We start from the raw sequence: 19,979 nt of genomic DNA on the forward strand, positions 1-19,979 counted from the left end.
GCCCGACGGCGCGCGGGCCGGCGCGCCGAAAGCCGAGAAAGCCGAGAAAGCCGAGAAAGCCGAGAAAGCCGAGAAAGCCGAGAAAGCCGAGAGAGCCGAGAGAGCCGAGAGAGCCGAGAGAGCCGAGAGAGCCGAGAGAGCCGAGAGAGCCGAGAGAGCCCCAAAAGCCCCAAAAGCCCGGCCCGGGCCGCTCAAGTACAATGCGAGCGGTTCGACCGACGGGGACGCGATGACCGGTTCAGACTCACCTTCCGCCCGGCCCGGGCAGGCGCTGCCGTCGCCGAGCGCGACGGTGCCGATTTCGCTCGTCAACGGTTTCCTGGCGAGCGCGGGCGCGCAGCGCGACGTGGTCGAGCGTTACCTGCGCGGGGCCGGCATTCCGCTCGAGCTGCTCGGCGAGCCGCATGCACGCGTGACGGAAGAGCAGTTCTCGACGCTGTACCGCACGCTCGCGATCGACCTCGACGACGAGATGCCCGGCATCTTCTCGCGCCCGCTGCGCGGCGGCACGCTGAAATACCTGTGCCTGAGCCTGCTCGATGCGCGCAATCTCGAAACGGCGCAGCATCGTTTCGGCCAGTTCTTCCATATCCTGCTCGACGACTTCTTCGTCGAATCGAAGCGCGACGGTCAGGTCGCGCAGGTGCTGCTGCGGCCGAACCCGGCCGTCGGCCCGATCGGCGCGCTCGGCCAGGAGCTGATGCTCAAGCTCGTGCACGGCGTGTGTTCCTGGCTGATCGGGCAGAAGATTCCGCTGCTGCGGATCGAGTTCGCGTGCCCGCGTCCGCGCCATGCGGTCGAGCATCTGTACTTCTTCACCGGCTCCGTGCAGTTCGACTGCGAACGCACGCTGATGCGTTTCAGCGCCGACTACCTCGACGCGCCGATCCGGCAGAGCAAGCGCAACCTGCGCAAGTTCCTCGCGCGCGCGCCCGGCGACTGGATCTTCGAATCGTTCAGCGAACAGCTCGTGTGCCATCGCGTGCGGCAATACCTGTCGGCGGCGCTGCCCGACCTGCCGGTGATCGAGCGGGCGGCCGAGCATCTGCATTGCTCGGTGCGCACGCTGAGCCGCCACCTGGCCTCGGAAGGCACGACGTTCCAGGCGCTCAAGGATGAACTGCGGCGCGACATCGCGATCCAGCGGCTCACCGACACGCTCGACACGATCGCGGCGATCGGCGCCGATATCGGCTTCGACGATCCGAGCGCGTTCCATCGCGCGTTCCGTCACTGGACGGGGAGTACGCCGGGGACTTACCGGCGGCGCGCGTAGCGCGGGTTGTTCAAATCCGATTTCGATCCCGCTCCCATAACCGGCATCCTTCGTGCGCTCCCATGGACGGCTCCCCGTCGTCACGCGTCATCGTGCGTGCGGCGTGCCGTTGCGCTTTTCGTATCGGCAATAGCGCATCGCGAAGATCGTCCGTCTCGCGTCGATCGCCGTCACGAGCGGGCGGCGTCACGTCGCGCGCGACGCATTCGACGGACACGGCGAGCGCGTCGGCCGCGCACTTCACACGCAAGCACGGCGGCCCGGTCAGCTGGTCGAACTCGCCGATACGCCGGATTGCGTGCCGACCGACGTCGTGCGGATGATTGCCGGCAGCCACGCAAACGCGATCGTGACCAGCGTCACGCCGACGACGAGCATCGGCACCACCATCGGCCACGCGCCCAGTTGATAGCGCGGATCGGTGAAGACCGCTGCCGTCTGTCCCACGCTGAAAGCGAAGAACATCATGATGAAGCCGGACCACGATACCGCGCGGCCCGCCAGATGGGGCAGGCTGCTGACCGCCCCTGCCTGCCCGCAGGGCTGATGGATGCCGTGGCCGAGGCAATACACGCCATGCCCGAGGAGCAGCGGCCAGATGCTTCCGGGAAGCAGCGCACACCCCAATGCCTGAATCACCGCGCCGGTGAGGCTCAACGTTGCGCCTTGTCGCACCGTTCGCAGCATGCTTTGACGTCGCAGCAACAGGCGGCAGCCATACGTACTCAGGACATAGACGAACGTACCGCTCGCCGGTATCCAGCCATATCGCTGGGGCGACAGGCCGAGATGCCGGATGTAGATGGCGGGAGACAGCAATAGAAAGCAGAACATGCCGGTGTACGTCGACGCGGCCAGCAGCGCCCATACCCTGAACGTGGCATTGCCGAATATCTCGCGCACGTCGCGGATCGAGCCGCGGATCGAGCCCCGGCTCGAAGCGACTCGGGTGAAGCTTTCCTCGAAGCCGTACCAGCACATGACGAGCAGCCCGAACGCATACAGGCTCATCCCCGCGAGCACCCATCGCCATCCGGCCTGCTGCGTGACATACGCACCGAAAATCGGCGCGAGGAACGCCATCATCCCCATTCCCATGAAACCACGCGCCATCACGTACGGGCCGTCGGCTGCCGAATACCGGTCGCGCACGGTCGCGCGCGCGCATACCAGGATCGCGGCCATCGCAAAGCCCTGCATCGCGCGAGCGGCGACCAGCATCGCCGCGCTCGACGCGAGCGCAGCCGCGAGCGCCGCCAGCGCATAGAGCGCAAGGCCGCTCAGCAGCACGGGGCGGCGGCCGTACCGGTCGGCAAGACTGCCCATCGGCAATTGCCCGATACCGAATATCAATGCGAAAACCGTCAGGCTGACGCTGGCCGACCCCAGCGTGGCGGCGATTTCAGGCAGCGCCGGCAGGTAACTGTCGGTCGCCACCGGCTGGGCCGCCAGCAGAAGCGGCAACATGAGCGCGAAGTTCAGGCGGGCAGGGCGCGTGGTGTGCGGCATGACGGTTTTCGGCACGGTATCAGGCATCGGGTGAAGACAGCGGCAAAGCAAGTGCGCTCTGCCGGCGAGGGTGCAGCAGCAAGCCGGAACTGCCCGGCGGACGGGGCGCCGGACACGACGCCCCGTCGAGCGCCGGCTAGCTGCCCAGCGATCCCGGCACGTGTTCGTGCACGACGCGATGGCGCGCCATCGCAGCGACGCGCAGACGGTCGTATTCTGCCTTGTCGACCGGTCGAGCGTTCGCTTGCCCCAGGTCGTTCATATGGACACGATGGGTCTCGCGCGCGCTCGCCGCCGCGAGCGACGCAATCACGGTGATGCCGAACGCGATCCCGCCGACGATCAGCCAGACGTGGTGCGCGCCGGGCGGCGCGACCGCCGTGAACAGCGCGGGCAGCATCGCCGTGGCCGCGGTGCCGAGGTTCTGCGCGATCGCCATCGCCGAGACGCGCGTGCGGGTCGGGAAGAGTTCCGGGTAAAAGCACGGAAATACCGCGTTGTAGCCCTGGTACACGACCCCCCACATGAGCATCGACATCGCGAACGCGAGCGGCACGTTGCGGATGCTGATCGCATACAGGTAGGCGAACGCGAGCAGGCCGGCCGCCAGCGCGCCGACGATGATCGGCGGCCGGCGTCCGACCTTGTCGGACAGGTTGCCGACGAACGGAATCACGATCATCGCAACGATATTGCCCATCACCGTGATCCAGAGATAGATGTCTTTCTGGAAGCCGATGCCATACGCCGGCTGCACCGCATAGGCTGCGCCGAAGATCGTGGCGACGACCGGAATCACGTTCATCATCGACATGCAGGCCACGCGCACCATGTCGGGAAAGTGATGCCGGAAAGCGTCGGCGACGGGCGAGCCGGCTTGCGCCTGGTTGCGTACCGCTTCATCGAAGGCCGGCGACTCGTCGACCTGGCGGCGAATGATCAAACCCGCAACGATGACCAGCGCACTCAGCAGGAACGGAATGCGCCAGCCCCAGCTGTCGAATTGCGCGGACGGCATGTAGTAGGCGAGCGGCAGGAACACGGCGGCGGCCAGCACCTGGCCCGCCTGCACGCCCTGCAGCGTGAAGCTGACGAAGTATCCGCGCCGACCGAACGGCGCGTGCTCCAGGATCATCGAACTCGCGCCGGTGATCTCGCCGGCCACGGCGAAACCTTGCAGCAGGCGAAGCGTCACCAGCAAGGCCGGCGCGATCAGCCCGGCTTGCTGATAGGTCGGCAGCAGGCCGACGCCGACGGTCGAGATGCCCATCAGGAACATGCAGAACAGCAGGACGGTTTTGCGTCCGCGCGTGTCGCCGAGATGGCCCAGCACGAACGCGCCGATCGGGCGCGACACGTAGCCGACACCGTAAGTGGCCAGCGACGCGATGATGGCGGTCGTGGGGCTGCCGTGCGGAAAGAAGATCTGCGGGAAGATCAGCGCCGATGCCGTGGCGTAGATGAAGAAATCGTAGTATTCGAGCACCGAGCCGATCCAGCCGCTGATGGCGGCTTTTCTCGATTGGTGCCTGCCGCGGGGCTCGTCTCGCAAGGTCGTGGTCATCGTCGTCTCCAGATATTGATATGTGTGCCGGGCAACGCGGGTGATGCGGGGAGTCGTCACTGCCCGATGTGGCGACTCCGCTGTGTGACCTGACCGGGGCCCGTCGATCCGACGCACGGCGAACCAGCGCGGCGCGCCACGCCGTGCACCCGGCAACGGTCGCGCGTGGGCGTCGGTCCCGCATCGGCGGCCGATGCGGGAATCGGCCTATGCGTCGCCGAGCGCCGAGACCGCGGCCCTCAGCGCCAGCAGATAGCTCTGGACTCCGAAACCGCAAATCTGCCCGCTGACGATCTCGGCCAGCACGGAGTGATGCCGGAACGCCTCGCGCGCATGAATGTTGGACATGTGCAGTTCGACGATCGGGCACGTGAGGATGGCAAGGGCATCGCGAATGCCGTAGCTGTAATGCGTCCATGCGCCCGCGTTGATCAGCACCGCGTCCTGGCATTCCTCGAAAGCGCGATGAATGCGCTCGCACATCGCGCCTTCGCTGTTCGTCTGGAACGATTCCACCTGTACACCCAGTTCGCTCGCCAGCCCTTGCAGCCGCGCATCGATCTGCGCGAGCGTGATCGTCCCGTACTGTGCCGGGTCGCGCTTGCCGAACATGTTGTGATTGATGCCATGCAGCATCAGGATCTTCTTCATGCGAATCTCCATCGCGTGTTCAATCAAAGGGCACGGCCAGCCGATCGATCACCGAGCTGGTCTCCGGGCGTACGCCGCGCCACCACGCGAACGCTTCGGCTGCCTGCTCGACCAGCATGCCGACGCCGTCCGCAATGCCGTGTACGCCGGCGTTTTTCGCGAGCCGGAGAAACGGCGTCAGACGCTTGCCGTAGGCAAGTTCGTAGGCCGTGCCGGCCGGACTGAACACGCTCGGCGGGACCGGCGGCAGGTCGCCGGTCAGGCTGGCCGACGTCGCATTGACGACCAGGTCGAAACGCCCCATCCGTGCGAGGTCCGCGTAGCCGCCGGCAACGAGCGGACCGCGTCCGGCGACCTGCGCGACCAATGCGCGCGCCTTGTCGACGTCGCGATTCGCGATGACCAGTTCAGCCGGTCCGGCTTCGAGGAACGGCAATAGCGCGCCGCGTGCCGCGCCGCCCGCACCGAGCACCAGGACACGCTTGCCGGCCATCGGCAGCCTGAGGTTCGCCTCGATATCGCGAACCAGGCCGATGCCGTCGAAGTTGTCGGCCAGGATGCGGCCGCCGTCGAACTTGAGCGCGTTGGCCGCGCCCGCGAGCTGCGCCCGCTCGCTGCGTTCGTCCGACATCGCGAACGCGTCGAGCTTGAACGGCGCCGTGACGTTGATGCCCTTGCCGCCGCCGTCGAAAAACGCGCGAATCGTGGCAGCGAAAGCGCCTGCCGGCTCGACGGGCCCCTCGATCGCCGTATAGCTGAGATCCTGGCGCGTCTGCTGCGCGAAGAGGCCGTGAATCAACGGGGATTTCGTGTGCCCGATCGGATTGCCGATCACCGCGTATTGGTCGGTCATCATTGGCTCGCTTTTGAATAGAGGACGCCGTCGGCCTGCATCGCGTCGATTTCGGCCGCATCGAACCCGAGGGCGCGTGCGACTTCCGCGTTGTGCTGCCCGAGATCGGGCGCGACGTCGCGTATCGTCGTATCGCAATCGGAAAACCGGAACGGCAGGTTGGGCAGGCGCAGCGTCCCGTAGCGCGGATGCTGTTGCACGACGACCATGCCTCGCGCCTGGATCTGCGGATCGTTCAATACCTCGTCGATGCGCTGCACCTTCGCGCACGGAACGTCGATGCCGTCCAGCAGTTCCAGCACCGACGCGACGGAACGCGCGGCCACCCACGGCTCGACCACCGACAGGATCTCCGCGCGGTGCGCGTTGCGCCCGGTGCTGTCGTGAAACCGCGTGTCGGCGCCGAACTGCGCCGGGCCGCCGTGCGTCGCGATCAGCTCGGCGAAGCGTTTCCACGCGTCGTCGACCTGCGCGGCGATCACGAGATCGCCGTCCGCGGCGCGGAATACGCCGTAGAGCGTCGAGGTCGGCATGTCGTGCCCGGTCTGCTCGGGCAGCACGCCCTGCAGCGTGTAGCACTGCACCGCGTATTCGTGCATCGATACCAGCGTGTCGTACAGCGCCATGTCGATGTGTTGCCCGCGGCCGCTCTTCACGCGCCCGAGCAGCGCGGCGTTGATGGCCGCGACCGCATGAATGCCGGTATACATGTCGCCGAGCGAGATGCGCAGCAGCGGCGGCCGCTCGCCGGGCGTGCCGACCATCTGCATGATGCCGCTCTTGGCTTCCGCGATCAGCCCGAAGCCTGCGCGATGCGCGTCCGGACCGGTATGCCCGTACGCCGAAATCGAACAGTAGACGAGGCCCGGATTGCGCGCGGACAGTTCGGCATAGCCGAGCCCGAGCTTGTCCAGCGCGCCCGGCCGATAGTTCTCGATGAACACGTCGGCCGAGTCGCACAGACGCTGCATGAACGCCTTGCCGCGCGCGTCCTTCATGTTGACGCTCACGCCGCGCTTGCCCATGTTGAGCTGCAGGAAGTAGCCGCTTTGCTGGTCGTCGAGCACGGTCGCGTGCTGGCGTCCCGCATCGCCCGAGCCGGGGCGCTCGACCTTGATGACTTCGGCGCCGAGCGCCGCGAGACAGCGCCCGACGTACGGACCGGCAAGGAAGTGGCTGTAGTCGACGACGCGAATGCCTTCGAGTGGGCGAGCCTGCATCACAGTGCCTCCGGGCGGCGCGGCACCATCAGGCGATGCTCGCCGCGTTGAACGACCTGACCGTCCTGATTGATCAGCTCCGACGGCAGCACGACGATGCCCCAGTCCGGGCGACTCTTGCTCGCCCGCATCGAGCCGACGCGGAACGTCACGTGCAGCACGTCGCCGACCTTGATCGGCAGCAGGAAATCCCAGCTCCAGCCGAGCGACATGCCCGGCAGAAAGCGATAGTCGCTCTGCGTCTTCAGGCCGTCGGCGATGGACAGGCCGAACAGCCCGTGCGCGACGAGGCAGCCGAAATGGCTCGCGTTCGCGTATTCCTCGTCCACGTGGACGGGCGTATGGTCGCCGGTGAGGTCGGCGTACGCGAGAATGCGCTCCTTGGTCACGGTGTAGCTCGGGCTCGTGCACGTGTCGCCCTCGCGGGCGTCGTCCCAGTATTTTTCGACGATCGTCATGGTCATGCCTCCGCGCGCGGGTTGATTGCCAGCGCCTGCGCGACGCAGGAAGCCGGCCTGGCCTGGATCAGTTCGACGGCGAGCCCGTCGGGCAGGCGAAGCCAGTTGCGCCCTTGCGGCATCTCCGTCACGCCGAAGCGTTGCGCCGCGGCCAGCGCGGCCTCCAGGTCTTCGCACATCACGCCGAGATGCGCGAGCCGGCCTTCCGGGCCATCGTGTTCCGGCGCGTGGATGAACTGCAGGCCGCCGAGCGTCCAGTACTGCCGCGGCGCGTCGAGCGTGCCGTCCACTTCGCGCAGGGTCATGCCGAGCACGTCCTCGAAGAAGCGGATGTGCCAGCGGATGTCCTTGACCCAGATCGCGACGTGTTCGAGATAGGCTTTCGTGGCATTCATGCGGCGGCCTCCTGCCGTTGGCGGTCGGCCATCGCGCGTTCCAGCCCCTTGATGCAGGCGACGAGCGTTGCATTGACCGGGGTCGGCACGCCGTAGCGCTGCCCCCAGCGCACGACCGAACCGTTGATGAAGTCGATTTCGGTGATCGAGCCCTTCTCCAGGCTTTGCAGCATCGACGTCTTGAAGGACGCGGGCAGCCCCTCGGCGGCGAGCGTCCAGGCCTGTTCGGGATCGGTCATCGACAGCTTGACGCCGGCCGCCTGCGCCGCCGCGATCGCCTCGGCCACGGCCGCGAGCGACGTCGCCTTCAGCAGCGGTTCGTCGTAAAGCTGCCCGTAGGTGAGGCCGGTCAGGCCGGTCAGCGCACCCGTCGCGACGTTCACCAGCAGCTTGTCCCACATCGTGCCGACGATGTTGTCGCTGATCGTCGTGGCGAGGCCGGCGGCATCGAACGCGGCGGCGATCGCCTGCACGCGCGGTGTGATGCGGCCGTCGAGTTCGCCGATATAGGTGTATTTGCCGATCACGCCGGATTCGATATGGCCCGCACCGCGCAGCACGCCACCGACGTAGGTCTTGCCCGCGAGGACGCGCTCGCGGCCGACGACGTCGATCAGGATGTCCTCGTGTCCGAGGCCGTTCTGCAGCGACAGCACGGTGGTATCCGGCCCCACCAGCGATTGGGCGCCGCGGATGGCCGCGTCGGTGTGGAACGACTTGACCAGCACCACCACCAGGTCGGCCACGCCGACTTCGGCAGCCTGGGTCGTCGCGTGGACGCGTACGTGGCGGGTGCCGGCCGCGTCGTCGACGCGCAGGCCGTCACGGCGCATCGCATCGACGTGTGCCGGCGAGCGGTCGATCAGCCAGGTCTCGTGGCCGCCTTGGGTGAGGGTGGCGCCGATCGCGCAGCCGAGTGCGCCGGCGCCCAGAATTGCTATTTTCAATGGCTTCTCCTTTGTCGACCAGAGTTGGCGCTTTGGCGCCTTACTCTGGTCCCATGCAAAGCTGACGTATGGCATCACGATAGGAGTCGCCGCTCATGCCGACAATGCAATGGATACAATGTCGTCATTGCCCTGGACAATAACGCCACGATGCCCGCCGACCTGCCCGACCTGAAGCTGCTTCAGCTTTTCGATCTCCTGTACGACGTGCGCAGCGTCACGCGCGTCGCCGAGCAACTGGGCCAGAGCCAGCCGACGGTCAGCATCTGGCTCGGGCACTTGAGGGAACACCTGCACGATCCGCTCTTCATCCGGACACCCGGCGGCATGGCGCCCACGCCGCAAGCCGACGCGTTGATCGGGCCATGCCGGGAAATTCTCGAATCCCTGCGGCGCTTCACCGCATGGGAGATCGCGTTCGATCCGGCGACGGCCCAGCGACGCTTTCGTATCTGCATGACCGACGCGAGCCACATCACGCTGCTTCCGAGGCTGCTGGCCCATGTCCGGGCGCAGGCGCCCGGGGTTCGGCTGGAAGCCGCGCGGATCGACGGCAATACGGAACGCGCGCTCGAATCCGGCGAAGCCGATCTCGCGATCGGCTATGTGCCGTGGCTGGGTGGCGGCATTTATCAGCAGAAGCTGTACGACCAGGACTGGGTATGTCTGGCCAACCGGCATCATCCGAGGATTCGCGGTCGCCTCGGGGCAAAGCAGTATCGTTCCGAAGGACATGTCGCCATTACCGCGGGAACCGGGGCGCAACTCCTCGAACAGGCGCTGCGGCAGGCGCGCATCGAGCGGGACGTCGTGCTGGAGTTGCCGGGTTTCCTGGGCTTGGGGGCGATCGTCCAGACGACCGACCTGATCACCACGCTACCGCGTCATATCGGCCAGACACTGGCTCAGGCGAGCGATCTGGCGGTTCATGCGTGCCCGATCCCGGTCGACGGGTTTGCGGTACGGCAGCATTGGCATGCGCGATATCACCATGAGGCCGGCAACCGCTGGCTGCGCGGCGTCGTGATTCAGCTGTTTGGTGCATCGCATTGACTTGCGGGTTCGGCGGTCGTGATGGCCGGCGGACCGGCTGGCGCTCGATTGGATGCGAAACGTCCGGCAAGGAGTGTTTTTCGACGTTTTACGTCGAGGTTCGGCGCGGTTGAGATTTTTTCAGTCGCATCGAGGCGATATGATTTCTCCAGCCCCAACACCGTCGGCCGATCCGTGAAGCGCGCCAGCATCGCTGCGACGCGGCCCAGCAAGCACAAGAGAGTCGTATGCCGGACACGCCAATCGTCATCGTCGAACACGCCCGCAGGCGAGCCGCTCAAGTCCGGGCCGGCGACGTCCCCGCCGCCTTGCAGGGTGGTCCCAAATGGGTGTGCAGGATCGTCCCGGACAGGATCGTCCCGGATCACGCACCGAGGTCCTGCGAAGGGCACCGATCCGCCGCAGGCACGGCTGAAACGCTCGGCCGACTGAAGCCCGCGAACGTCGCGTTGACGGACCCTGTCCCGAGCGCCGGCGGCTGGCTGGCGCGCTCGTCGACCGACGGGGCCGGCCGGTGTCGCGCGTATGCGCATCTCGGTGCGAACCGGATCCTCGAGATGGTCGGCATGCCGGGCGTCGGCCCGTGGCTCGACGAACACGACACCTGGTGGCCCGGCGCGTACGAGTTGCCGCTGCTCGAACAGTTGTCCGCGAACGAGTCGCCTCTGCGCGACCTGCTGGGTGCGACAGCACCCGCCCATCTGCTGATGAGCTTGACCGAAGTCGACGGCACCGCGCTCGTGACCGAATCGGACGATGGCATCGAGCGTCCGTTCCGAATTCCCGCGGGTGTGGATACGATCCATTTCGCGCCCGTATGTATCTGCGGGCCGGCGGCGCAGTGGCGCGAAACGCTCGTCACCGCGTTCGACCGTGTCCGGCATCTGGTCGGGCTCAGGTCGGCCCGCCCTTTCTATCTTTGACGCAAGCCCCCGTTCTCCGGCAGACCACGCGATGACCGACGCACTCGACTCCTTCGACCGCAAGATCCTGAATATCGTCCAGCGCGATTGCAGTGCGACCGCGGACGCCATTGCCGAACGGATCGGCCTGTCCACGTCGGCCGTGCAAAAGCGGCTGAAGCGCATGCGCACCGAAAAGATCATTTCGGCGGAAATCGCGGTGGTCGATCGTGCGGCGGTCGGCAGGCCGATGACGTTCATCGCGGCAATCGAGATCGAACGCGAAAACTACGAGACGGTCGCCAGGTTCCGCGAGTGGTCGAAGGCGCATGACGAGATCCAGCAGATCTACTACGTGACCGGCTCCGCCGACCTGATCGCGATCATCACCGCACGCGACGTCGAGGCGTACGACCGGCTGTCCGCGCGGATCATGCAGAGCAATCCGATGATCCGCCGGATCAACACGAATGTCGTGCTGAGCGCGGTCAAGGTCGGGCTGTTCGTGCCGGTCGACAAGGACGGCGACGACGAACCGCCGGCCGCCTGACGGTCTTGTTTCGCGCGGGACGGGCGATCCGTCCGTCCCGCATGACGAATCGCAACGGGTGATGGCTTGAATCGGGCGAAACGCATAATTTGAAAATCGATTTGCATAACTAACCTGTGTCGTGTGGTCAATGAACAGGAGATGATCGAGATGGAACTCAAACTGGCACTGGTCGGTTTCGGCGGAGTCAATCAGGGACTGGTCGAACTGCTCAAGAAGAAGCGCGCGATGCTGGGTGCGGCGGGACTCGACGTATCGGTGACGATGGTCGCCGACCTGCGGCTCGGGATCGCGACGAATCCTCGCGGTATCGCGCTGGACGTCCTCGACGAAACCGCCCGGCGGGGCGTCGCTGCCGAAGCGCTGCGTCGCGATCCCGGCACGCTGGTGTCGCCGGACGTCGGCCTCGGTGCGGTGCTGAAGGCCATCGCGTCGGAGCACGTGGATGTCGTCATCGAGGCGACCTTCACCGATCCGACCACCGGTGAGCCCGCGTTGTCGCATTGCCGTACCGCGCTCGAATGCGGCAAGCACGTGATCACGACCAACAAGGGGCCGATCGCGCTCGCGCAGCCGGCACTGGCGCGGATCGCCGCGCAATCGGGTGCGTGCGTGATGTACGAGGGCACGGTGATGAGCGGCACGCCGGTGCTGCGGCAGCTCGCGACCTCGCTGCGCGGCTGCGACATCCGCGGCTTCGCCGGCATCCTGAACGGCACGTCGAACTACGTGCTCGGCGAGGTCGAGGCCGGCGCGAGCTTCGATGCGGCGATCCGGGATGCGCAGCAGCGCGGCTATGCGGAGGCGAACCCGGCGGCCGACGTCAACGGTTCGGACGTACAGCTGAAGGTCGTCATTCTGGCGAACGCACTGTGGAATGCCGGCCTCGAGCGCGCCGACGTGACGTGCCGCGGCATCGTGGAATTGACCGAGCAAGACGTGCGCGCGGCGGCGGCGGAGCGCATGTCCTGGCGGTTGATCGGCTCTGCCATCCGCCATCCGGACGGCACCGTTACCGCGAGCGTCGAACCGTGCAAGCTGCCGGCCGGCCATCCGCTGCTGGCCGCGAGCGGCGTGACGAACGCGATCACGTTCGACACCGACGTGCTCGGTGGCGTGACGATCAGCGGGCCGGGTGCCGGGCGCGAGGAAACGGCGTTCGCGATCCTCTCCGACCTGATCGAACTGGCGGACCGGATTGGCGCGGCCTCGCACGAGGTGGCCGCATGAGCGCGCGCGATGCGGTGATGAGCGACTGCACGGGAGCCGGCGTGGCCGATGTGCGGTCGCCGTATGACGGCTCGATCGTCGGCCAGGTTCGTCTGTCGCGAGCCGATGCGGCGCCGCTCCTCGTCGAGCGCGCGCTCGACGGCGCGCGTGCGGCCGCAACCATGTCGCGCAGCCAGCGGGCCGACCTCCTGTTTCGCGCAGCCTCGCGCGTGGAGGCACAAGCGGAGACATTCGCACGCACGATCGCGCTCGAGGCGGGCAAGCCGCTGCGGCAGGCCCGCAAGGAAGTCGCGCGCTGCGTGAACACGCTGCGCCTGTCGGGCGAGGAGGCGAAACGACTCAACGGCGAGACGATCCCGTTCGACGGGTATCCCGGCTCGGAGGATCGTAGCGGCTACTACACGCTGGAGCCGCTGGGCGTGATTCTCGCGATCACGCCCTTCAACGACCCGCTGAACCTCGTCGCGCACAAGCTCGGGCCGGCGCTCGCGACCGGCAATGCGGTCATCCTGAAGCCGTCGTTGCTCGCGCCGCTGTCCGCACAGGCGCTCGTCGAGGTCCTGTGGGAAGCCGGTGCGCCGCGCGCCGCGCTGCAGATCGTGCACGGCGGCGCGGATCTCGCGTCCGCGCTGGTGCGCGACCGGCGCATCCGGATGGTGACCTTTACCGGTGGCCCGCAGACCGGCGAGGCCATCACGCGCGATGCGGGACTCAAGAAGATCGCGATGGACCTGGGCGGCAATGCGCCGGTGATCGTCATGGCCGACTGCGACCTGAAGGATGCCGCCGAATCGTGCGTGTCGGGCGCCTTCTGGGCGGCGGGACAGAACTGCATCGGCACGCAGCGGATCTTCGTCGCCGAGGCCGCGTACGAGCCGTTCGTGCGGTATTTCGTTGAACTGACCGGCAGGATGGTCGTCGGCGATCCGCTGGACGATGCGACCGACATGGGGCCGATGATCGGCGAGGAGCAGGCGATCCGCATCGAACGCTGGGTCGACGAGGCAGTGTCGCGCGGTGCGACGGTGCTGACCGGCCATCGGCGACGCGGGGCGCTGTATGAACCGACGGTGCTCGCGGATGTGCCGCACGACGCGCGTGTCTGGACCGACGAGGTATTCGCGCCGGTCGTGACGATCGAGAAATTCACCGACCTGCAGCAGGCGCTCGACGCGGCCAACGCGTCGGAGAGCTGCCTGCATGCGGGCGTGTTCACCAACCGCCTGGAGGTGGCGCTCGGCGCGGCCGAGCGCCTGCAGGCGGGCGGCGTGATGATCAACGATTCGTCCGATTACCGCTTCGACGGCATGCCGTTCGGCGGATTCAAGCATGGGTCGCTGGGCCGCGAAGGCGTTCGGTTCGCGATGACGGACATGACGCAGCCGAAGGTGGTCTGCTTCAGGCGCAACCGGCGGCTGTCGGGCTGATGCGCGAGCGCGGGCCCCGCGCGGGCCGGCGCGGCGCGAACCGCAGCGGTGTGAGCAACGTATCGAAGAAGGAGTCGAGGATGCCAGCAGCAATTCCTGCATGCAAACCGCCGGCGGACGCGCTGGTGGTCGAGGATATTCACAAGTCGTTCGGCGGTGTCGAGGTGCTCAAGGGCATCTCGTTGACCGCGAAGAATCACGAGGTCGTGTCGATCCTCGGCAGCAGCGGGTCGGGGAAAAGTACCTTCCTCAGGTGCATCAACCTGCTGGAAATGCCCGACCGCGGCCGGATTTGCGTGAACGGCGAAACGCTCGCGCTGAAACAGGCAGGCCGCGACGGCGCGCTCGTCGCGGCCGACGCGCGGCAGGTGATGCGCGTGCGCCGCAAGCTCGCGATGGTGTTCCAGCAGTTCAATCTGTGGGCGCACATGACCGTGCTGCAGAACGTGATGTTCGTGCCGGTGCGCGTGCTCGGCGTGCCGAAGCGCGACGCCCGCGACAAGGCGATCGCGATGCTTGATCGAGTCGGGCTCGCCGGCAAGTGCGAACACTATCCGAACCAGCTGTCGGGCGGCCAGCAGCAGCGCGTCGCGATTGCACGTGCGCTCGCGACCGACCCCGACGTGATGCTGTTCGACGAGCCGACGTCGGCGCTCGATCCGGAACTCGTCGGCGAAGTGTTGAAAGTGATGCGCTCGCTGGCCGACGAGGGACGCACGATGCTCGTCGTCACGCACGAGATGGGGTTCGCGCGCGAAGTCGCGAACCGCGTCGTGTTCGTCCACCAGGGACGAATCGAGGAAGACGGCAGTCCTGACGAAGTGTTCGCGAGCCAGAAATCGCCGCGGTTCCAGAAGTTTCTGTCCAGCATCATTTGATGCGGATTCAATGCCAACCGGAGAGGAAACCATGAAAAAGCTGCTTCAGTCGCTGTGCGTGGGCGCGGCATTGCTCGGATCGGTCGCGCAGGCCGAGCAGGTCGTGCGGGTCGGCACGCTCGCCGATTACGCGCCGTTCGAATACAAGGATGCCTCCGGCAAGCTGCAGGGCATGGAGATCGACATCGGCAAGAAGATGTGCGACACGATGAAGGTCAAGTGCCAGTGGGTGACGATGGATTTCGACGCGCTGATTCCGGCACTCAAGGCGAAGCAGATCGACGCGGTGCTCGCGCAAATGTCGAAGACGCCGGAGCGCGAGCAGTCGGTGGACTTCACGCGCATCGTCACGACGGCGCCCGTGCAGCTCGTCGCGAAGCAGGGCTCCGGCATCACGGACAACGCTGCCACGCTGCGTGGCAGGACGATCGGCGTTCAGACGGCCTCGACGCACGAATCCTATCTGCGCCGCCGCCTGCCGGCGAGCAAGTCGGGGATCGACGTGAAGGTCTATCAGACGCTCGACGAGGCCTGGCTCGATCTCGAGGCCGGGCGCGTCGATGCGGTATTCGCCGACAACACGGTCGCGTACGACTGGCTGACGAAGGCCGGCAGGAAGGCAGGCTTCGACTTCGTCGGCAAGCCGATCGCCGATGCGGAGATCTTCGGCGACGGTACGGCGATCGCGGTGCGCAAGGGCGACGCGCCGTTGAAGGCGCTGTTCGACAAGGGCATCGCGCAGGTGCAGGCGGACGGCACGTTCGCCGCGGCCAACAAGCGCTATTTCCCGTTCAGCATCGCGCCGCAATAACCGCGCAGCGGGACCGCGCGGGCGCCGGACGGCGGCCCGCGCGGTCCCGGCCTTACACGGAGCGACATTACGATGGATATCCTGGTGAACTATGGCGCGCAGATCGCGGCTGGCGCGCTCGTCACGCTGGAGCTGGCGGTCGCCGCGCTGTGCGTCGGCATGCTGCTCGGCATCGCCGGTGCGTCGGCAAAACTGTCGAGCCTCGGGTGGCTCAGGCATGCGACCTATGCGCTGACCAATTTCCTGCGCGGCATTCCCGAGTTCCTGATCCTGTTGATCTGCTACTTCGGGCTGTCGCATTTTCTCAACGCGCAATTCGATGGTGCCGTTGTCATCAGCCCGTTCTCCGCCGGCGTGATCGCGCTCGCCGTGGTGTTCGGCGCGTACTCGTCGGAGATGTTCCGCGGCGCGTTCAGCGCGGTGCCGGCCGGCCAGATCGAGGCCGCGCGCGCGTACGGGATGACACGCCTGCAGACGCTGTGGTACGTGCGCCTGCCGCAGGCGTGGCGCATCTGCCTGCCGAGCCTGAACAACATGTGGCAGAACCTGCTGAAGGACACGTCGCTGGTGTCGATCGTCGGGCTCGAGGACATGTTGCGCAAGGCCAACATCGCCGCGCAGTTCACCAAGCAGCCGTTCGTCTTCTACGTGGCGGTCGGAATCGTCTATTTCGGCTTTCTCGCCGCATCGAACCCCGTGTTCGCGTGGCTCGAGCGCAGCGCGGGCCGCGGTTACGCAACACGCACCTGAGGAGGGCCATCTGATGAACGACTTTCTTTCCCTCATCGTGCAGTCCGGCCCGGACGTCGCGCGCGGCATAGGGATCACGCTCGAGCTGCTGGTGCTGTCATGCACCCTGGCGTTCGCGCTCGCGGTGCCGCTGGCGGTCGCGCGCACGTCGGCGTGCCGCTGGCTGTCGACACCGAGCCGGCTGTTCATGTCGGTGTTTCGCGGCACGCCGCTGCTGGTGCAGATTTTCGTGCTGTATTACGGGCTCGCGCAGTTCTCGATCGTGCGTGCATCGCCTCTGTGGCTGCTGGTCGGCGGATCGTTCTCGTGTGCGTTGTGCGCGCTGACGCTCAATCTCGCGGCCTACATGGCCGAAGACATCCGCGGCGGGATCGCAGGCGTCCCCGCCGGCGAGAAGGAGGCCGCGCTCGCGTTCGGGATGAGCCGCTTCATGCTCACCTGGTTCGTGATCGTGCCGCGCGCGATCGGCATCGTCGCACCGACGCTCGGCAACGAGATCGTGCTGCAGCTGAAATCGACCGCGCTTGCCAGCACGATCACCGTGCTCGACCTGACCGGTGTCGCGCGACGCATCTCCATCGAAACCTATACGACCGACGCGCTGATGCTGGCCGGCATCGTCTACGTCGGTATCACGGCGGTGCTTTCGACCGTGCTCAAGCGCGTCGAAGGTCTGCTGAATCGCCATCTGGGCGGCGTGCGTGCCTGACGGGCGCCGCATGAAAGCGACACAACGAACGATCCGAGGACGACATGGGATACAAGCTTGAAACGCTGGCGCTCGCCGCGGACCGCGACGTGACCGACGAGAAGTCGGTCGCGCCGGCGATCCACTATTCGGCGGTGTTCAAGGCAGCCGGCAGCGAGGAATTCGCGGAGATGTCGAGCGTGCCGCAGCATCCGCGCAACTACACGCGCTACGGCAATCCGGTTCACGAGCGCGTGAAGGCGGTCATGGCGGAGCTCGAGGGCACCGAGACCGCGCTCGTCACGGCATCCGGCATGGGCGCGATCGCGACCGCGATCCTCAGTGTCGTGAAGGCCGGCGATCACGTCGTCGGCCAGACGCGTCATTACATGAGCACCACGAAGCTGCTCGACGACATGCTGCGCCGGTTCGGCGTCGAGGTGACGTTCGTCGACCAGACCGACGTGGTCGCGTTCGATCGCGCGATCCGGCCGAACACACGGCTGATCGTGCTCGAGTCGCCGGTCAATCCGCTGCTGCTCGTGACCGACATCGCCGCGGTGACCGAGATCGCCAGAGCCCGCGGCATCCTAACGCTCGCGGACAACACGTTCGCGTCGCCGATCAACCAGCAGCCGCACCGGCTCGGTGTCGACATCGTCGTGCACAGCGCGACCAAGTATCTGGGCGGCCATCACGACCTGACGGGCGGTGTGATCTGCACGAGCCGCGTGCTCGCCGAGCAGATCTGGCATACGCACATCACGCTCGGGTCGGTGCTGTCGCCGATGGACGCGTGGCTCTTGCTGCGCGGGCTGCGCACGCTGCCGATGCGCGTCGAGCGGATCAATGCGAACGCCCAGGCGCTCGCCGAATTCCTCGAAGCGCACGCGAAGATCGAGCGCGTGTTCTATCCGGGCCTGCGCAGCCATCCGCAGCATGGGCTCGCGTGCCGGCAGATGCGCGGTTTCGGCGGCGTGGTCGCGTTCGGCGTGCGGGGAAGCTACGGCGAAGCGCAGCGCTTCGTCGAGGCGCTGCGCCTGCCGCTGAATGCAGGCAATCTCGGCGGCGTCGATTCGCTCGCGATCCATACGGCATCGATGTGGGCGGGCACGATGTCGGCGGAGCAGATGCGCGCTGCCGACATCCCGCTCAATTTCATCCGCTATTCGGTTGGCATCGAGCACATCGACGACCTGAAAAGCGATATCGCGCAAGCATTGGCGCAGATCTGACACGGACCCGCGCGCACGCTCGGTCGACGCCCAACGCGCGTCGCGCCGACCTTTGAGTCGATGCGGGCACGAGCTGCGCGGATTGCAACGACGGAGCACGGACTATGCAAGACATCACAGTACTCGACGGCGGCATGGGGCGCGAACTGGCGCGCATGGGGGCGCCGTTCAGGCAGCCGGAATGGTCGGCACTCGCGCTGATGGAAGCGCCGCATTACGTTAGCCTTGCGCACGACGCGTTCATCGCGGCGGGTGCCGACGTGATCACCGCGAACAGCTATGCGGTCGTGCCGTTCCATATCGGCGAAGCGCGGTTCCGTCGCGACGGTGTCGCGCTCGCGGCACTTGCCGGGCAACTCGCGCGGCAAGCGGCGGACCGCGCAGCGCGGCCCGTGCGCGTCGCGGGATCGCTTCCGCCGACCGGCGGTTCCTACCGACCCGACCTGTTCGACGCGGCGCGCGCGGATGCGATCCTGGCGACGCTCGTCGACGGGCTCGATCCCTACGTCGACCTGTGGCTGGCCGAGACGCAGAGCCTGACCGACGAGATCGGCGCGGTCCGGCGTGCGCTAGGTGCGAATCCGAAGCCGCTCTGGGTCTCGTTCACGCTGCGTGACGACGTCGACGCAGGCGCCACGCCGGTACTGCGATCGGGACAGACGCTCGACGAAGCGATCGACGCCGCCGTGTCCGCGCGCGCGACCGCGCTGCTGTTCAACTGCAGCCAGCCGGAGGTGATGGGTGTGGCGATCGAGACGGTGCAGCGCACGCTCGCGAACACCGGAACGTCGCTCGCGATCGGCGCCTATGCGAACGCGTTTCCGCCTCAGCGCGCCGATGCGCGCGCGAACGAGGAACTCGACGGCCTGCGCGGCGACGTCGATCCGCCCGGCTATGCAAGATGGGCGGAGCAGTGGCTTGGCCTGGGCGCGCGGATCGTCGGCGGGTGTTGCGGAATCGGCCCCGGCCACATCGCGGCATTGCGCGACGCGATCGATGCACGCGGCGCCGCGCACACCGGGTTCGGCCAATGAAGATCGACGGCCTGGACCAGAAGATCATCGACGCATTGTGTGCCGATGCGCGGATACCGCTCGCGGTATTGGCCGACCGGATCGGTCTGTCCAGGCAGGCGGTCCGCAACCGGATCGACCGGCTCGAAGCGCTGAACATCATCGCAGGCTATACGGTGCGGCTCGCATTGCCCGACGATGTCGTGCCGGTGCGCGCCGTGATGCTCGTGTATCGCCGGGACCGGATGCGCGGCGCGGACGTGCTCGCCGCGCTCGAGCGGATCGCCGAGGTGCGCGATTGCGCGGTCCTCAGCGGCGAGGTCGATTTGCTGGTGCAGATCGAGGCGGCCACGCACGAGCGCATCAGCGACATCTGGGCAACGATCAGCGCGCTGGACGGCGTGCAAAACATGACGACCAGTTTCGTGCTCGACTCCGTCGTCCACAAGCGCTGACCAAACCGGCGCAACGGGAAAAGGGCAGGCGGGGGAGGCTGCGCGTCGTCCGGTTCGGCGTCCGCGACGGCGTATCGAAGCCACGCGGCGCTGGAGCGGCTTGCTGCCGCTCCG

The 19,979-nt window shown here is 66.8% G+C and carries 22 protein-coding genes; 13 read left to right on the plus strand and 9 right to left on the minus strand.

What is annotated here, in order from left to right:
* Positions 1-229: 229 nt before the first annotated feature.
* Positions 230-1,276 (plus strand): AraC family transcriptional regulator, encoded by a 1,047-nt coding sequence (locus NQV17_RS28570; protein ID WP_374692766.1) that lies wholly within the window; start codon positions 230-232, stop codon positions 1,274-1,276.
* A 264-nt stretch (positions 1,277-1,540) separates the two neighbouring features.
* Here the strand turns inward: NQV17_RS28570 and NQV17_RS28575 are convergent, their stop codons facing one another.
* The 8 genes from NQV17_RS28575 to NQV17_RS28610 all read right to left on the minus strand — a co-directional run bounded on the left by NQV17_RS28575 (position 1,541) and on the right by NQV17_RS28610 (position 8,873).
* The gene (locus NQV17_RS28575) at positions 1,541-2,785 is read right to left on the minus strand and encodes an MFS transporter (RefSeq protein ID WP_257774847.1); all 1,245 of its coding nucleotides are present in this window, start codon (positions 2,783-2,785) and stop codon (positions 1,541-1,543) included.
* Between the two features lie 136 nt (positions 2,786-2,921).
* Positions 2,922-4,349, minus strand: a complete 1,428-nt coding sequence (locus NQV17_RS28580) for an MFS transporter (protein ID WP_124489188.1) — start codon at positions 4,347-4,349, stop codon at positions 2,922-2,924.
* A 207-nt stretch (positions 4,350-4,556) separates the two neighbouring features.
* Positions 4,557-5,000, minus strand: a complete 444-nt coding sequence (aroQ, locus tag NQV17_RS28585; RefSeq protein ID WP_257774848.1) for a type II 3-dehydroquinate dehydratase — start codon at positions 4,998-5,000, stop codon at positions 4,557-4,559.
* Between the two features lie 19 nt (positions 5,001-5,019).
* Positions 5,020-5,853 (minus strand): shikimate dehydrogenase, encoded by an 834-nt coding sequence (gene aroE, locus NQV17_RS28590; RefSeq protein ID WP_257774884.1) that lies wholly within the window; start codon positions 5,851-5,853, stop codon positions 5,020-5,022.
* On the minus strand, positions 5,853-7,073 hold the full coding sequence (locus NQV17_RS28595) for a CaiB/BaiF CoA-transferase family protein (protein WP_257774849.1): 1,221 nt from the start codon (positions 7,071-7,073) through the stop codon (positions 5,853-5,855). The genes aroE and NQV17_RS28595 overlap by 1 nt, the downstream gene beginning before the upstream one ends.
* Positions 7,073-7,531: a MaoC family dehydratase gene (locus NQV17_RS28600; RefSeq protein WP_044848448.1), complete on the minus strand. Its 459-nt coding sequence runs from the start codon at positions 7,529-7,531 to the stop codon at positions 7,073-7,075. Before NQV17_RS28600 ends, NQV17_RS28595 begins: the two co-directional genes overlap by 1 nt.
* A 2-nt stretch (positions 7,532-7,533) precedes the next feature.
* Entirely contained in the window at positions 7,534-7,926 is a 393-nt protein-coding gene (locus tag NQV17_RS28605; protein WP_044848449.1) for a VOC family protein, read from the minus strand.
* Complete coding sequence (locus tag NQV17_RS28610) at positions 7,923-8,873, minus strand: ketopantoate reductase family protein (protein WP_044848450.1); 951 nt, start codon at positions 8,871-8,873, stop codon at positions 7,923-7,925. The genes NQV17_RS28605 and NQV17_RS28610 overlap by 4 nt, the downstream gene beginning before the upstream one ends.
* Before the next feature lie 132 nt (positions 8,874-9,005).
* Between NQV17_RS28610 and NQV17_RS28615 the strand changes: the two genes are divergently transcribed.
* A complete protein-coding gene (locus NQV17_RS28615; protein WP_044848491.1) occupies positions 9,006-9,926 on the plus strand; it encodes a LysR family transcriptional regulator in 921 nt (306 codons plus the stop codon).
* Here the strand turns inward: NQV17_RS28615 and NQV17_RS28620 are convergent.
* Entirely contained in the window at positions 9,902-10,294 is a 393-nt protein-coding gene (locus NQV17_RS28620) for a hypothetical protein (protein ID WP_257774850.1), read from the minus strand. The genes NQV17_RS28615 and NQV17_RS28620 overlap by 25 nt on opposite strands.
* A gap of 81 nt (positions 10,295-10,375) precedes the next feature.
* On the opposite strand from NQV17_RS28620, the gene NQV17_RS28625 reads away from it, so the two are divergent.
* The 11 genes from NQV17_RS28625 (at position 10,376) to NQV17_RS28675 (ending at position 19,865) form a co-directional block, all read left to right on the plus strand.
* The gene (locus NQV17_RS28625; RefSeq protein ID WP_257774851.1) at positions 10,376-10,849 is read left to right on the plus strand and encodes a hypothetical protein; all 474 of its coding nucleotides are present in this window, start codon (positions 10,376-10,378) and stop codon (positions 10,847-10,849) included.
* Positions 10,850-10,880: 31 nt separating this feature from the next.
* Positions 10,881-11,378: an Lrp/AsnC family transcriptional regulator gene (locus NQV17_RS28630; protein ID WP_044848452.1), complete on the plus strand. Its 498-nt coding sequence runs from the start codon at positions 10,881-10,883 to the stop codon at positions 11,376-11,378.
* A gap of 150 nt (positions 11,379-11,528) precedes the next feature.
* Complete coding sequence (locus tag NQV17_RS28635) at positions 11,529-12,608, plus strand: homoserine dehydrogenase (protein ID WP_257774852.1); 1,080 nt, start codon at positions 11,529-11,531, stop codon at positions 12,606-12,608.
* Positions 12,605-14,035, plus strand: a complete 1,431-nt coding sequence (locus NQV17_RS28640) for an aldehyde dehydrogenase family protein (RefSeq protein WP_257774853.1) — start codon at positions 12,605-12,607, stop codon at positions 14,033-14,035. Before NQV17_RS28635 ends, NQV17_RS28640 begins: the two co-directional genes overlap by 4 nt.
* An 80-nt stretch (positions 14,036-14,115) precedes the next feature.
* A complete protein-coding gene (locus NQV17_RS28645; protein WP_257774854.1) occupies positions 14,116-14,913 on the plus strand; it encodes an ABC transporter ATP-binding protein in 798 nt (265 codons plus the stop codon).
* A 31-nt stretch (positions 14,914-14,944) separates the two neighbouring features.
* Positions 14,945-15,724 carry a transporter substrate-binding domain-containing protein gene (locus tag NQV17_RS28650; protein WP_257774855.1) on the plus strand — a complete coding sequence of 260 codons (780 nt, stop codon included), beginning with the start codon at positions 14,945-14,947 and terminating at the stop codon, positions 15,722-15,724.
* Between the two features lie 72 nt (positions 15,725-15,796).
* Positions 15,797-16,474 (plus strand): ABC transporter permease, encoded by a 678-nt coding sequence (locus NQV17_RS28655; RefSeq protein ID WP_124668288.1) that lies wholly within the window; start codon positions 15,797-15,799, stop codon positions 16,472-16,474.
* 13 nt (positions 16,475-16,487) lie between these two features.
* A complete protein-coding gene (locus NQV17_RS28660; RefSeq protein ID WP_257774856.1) occupies positions 16,488-17,183 on the plus strand; it encodes an ABC transporter permease in 696 nt (231 codons plus the stop codon).
* A 44-nt stretch (positions 17,184-17,227) separates the two neighbouring features.
* Positions 17,228-18,397: a PLP-dependent aspartate aminotransferase family protein gene (locus NQV17_RS28665; RefSeq protein ID WP_124523939.1), complete on the plus strand. Its 1,170-nt coding sequence runs from the start codon at positions 17,228-17,230 to the stop codon at positions 18,395-18,397.
* Positions 18,398-18,501: 104 nt separating this feature from the next.
* Positions 18,502-19,431, plus strand: coding sequence for a homocysteine S-methyltransferase family protein (locus NQV17_RS28670; protein WP_257774857.1), 930 nt, complete (start codon positions 18,502-18,504; stop codon positions 19,429-19,431).
* Entirely contained in the window at positions 19,428-19,865 is a 438-nt protein-coding gene (locus NQV17_RS28675; protein WP_044848460.1) for an Lrp/AsnC family transcriptional regulator, read from the plus strand. Before NQV17_RS28670 ends, NQV17_RS28675 begins: the two co-directional genes overlap by 4 nt.
* Positions 19,866-19,979 lie beyond the last annotated feature (114 nt).

This window comes from Burkholderia sp. SCN-KJ (assembly GCF_024656005.1).
GTDB lineage: Bacteria > Pseudomonadota > Gammaproteobacteria > Burkholderiales > Burkholderiaceae > Burkholderia.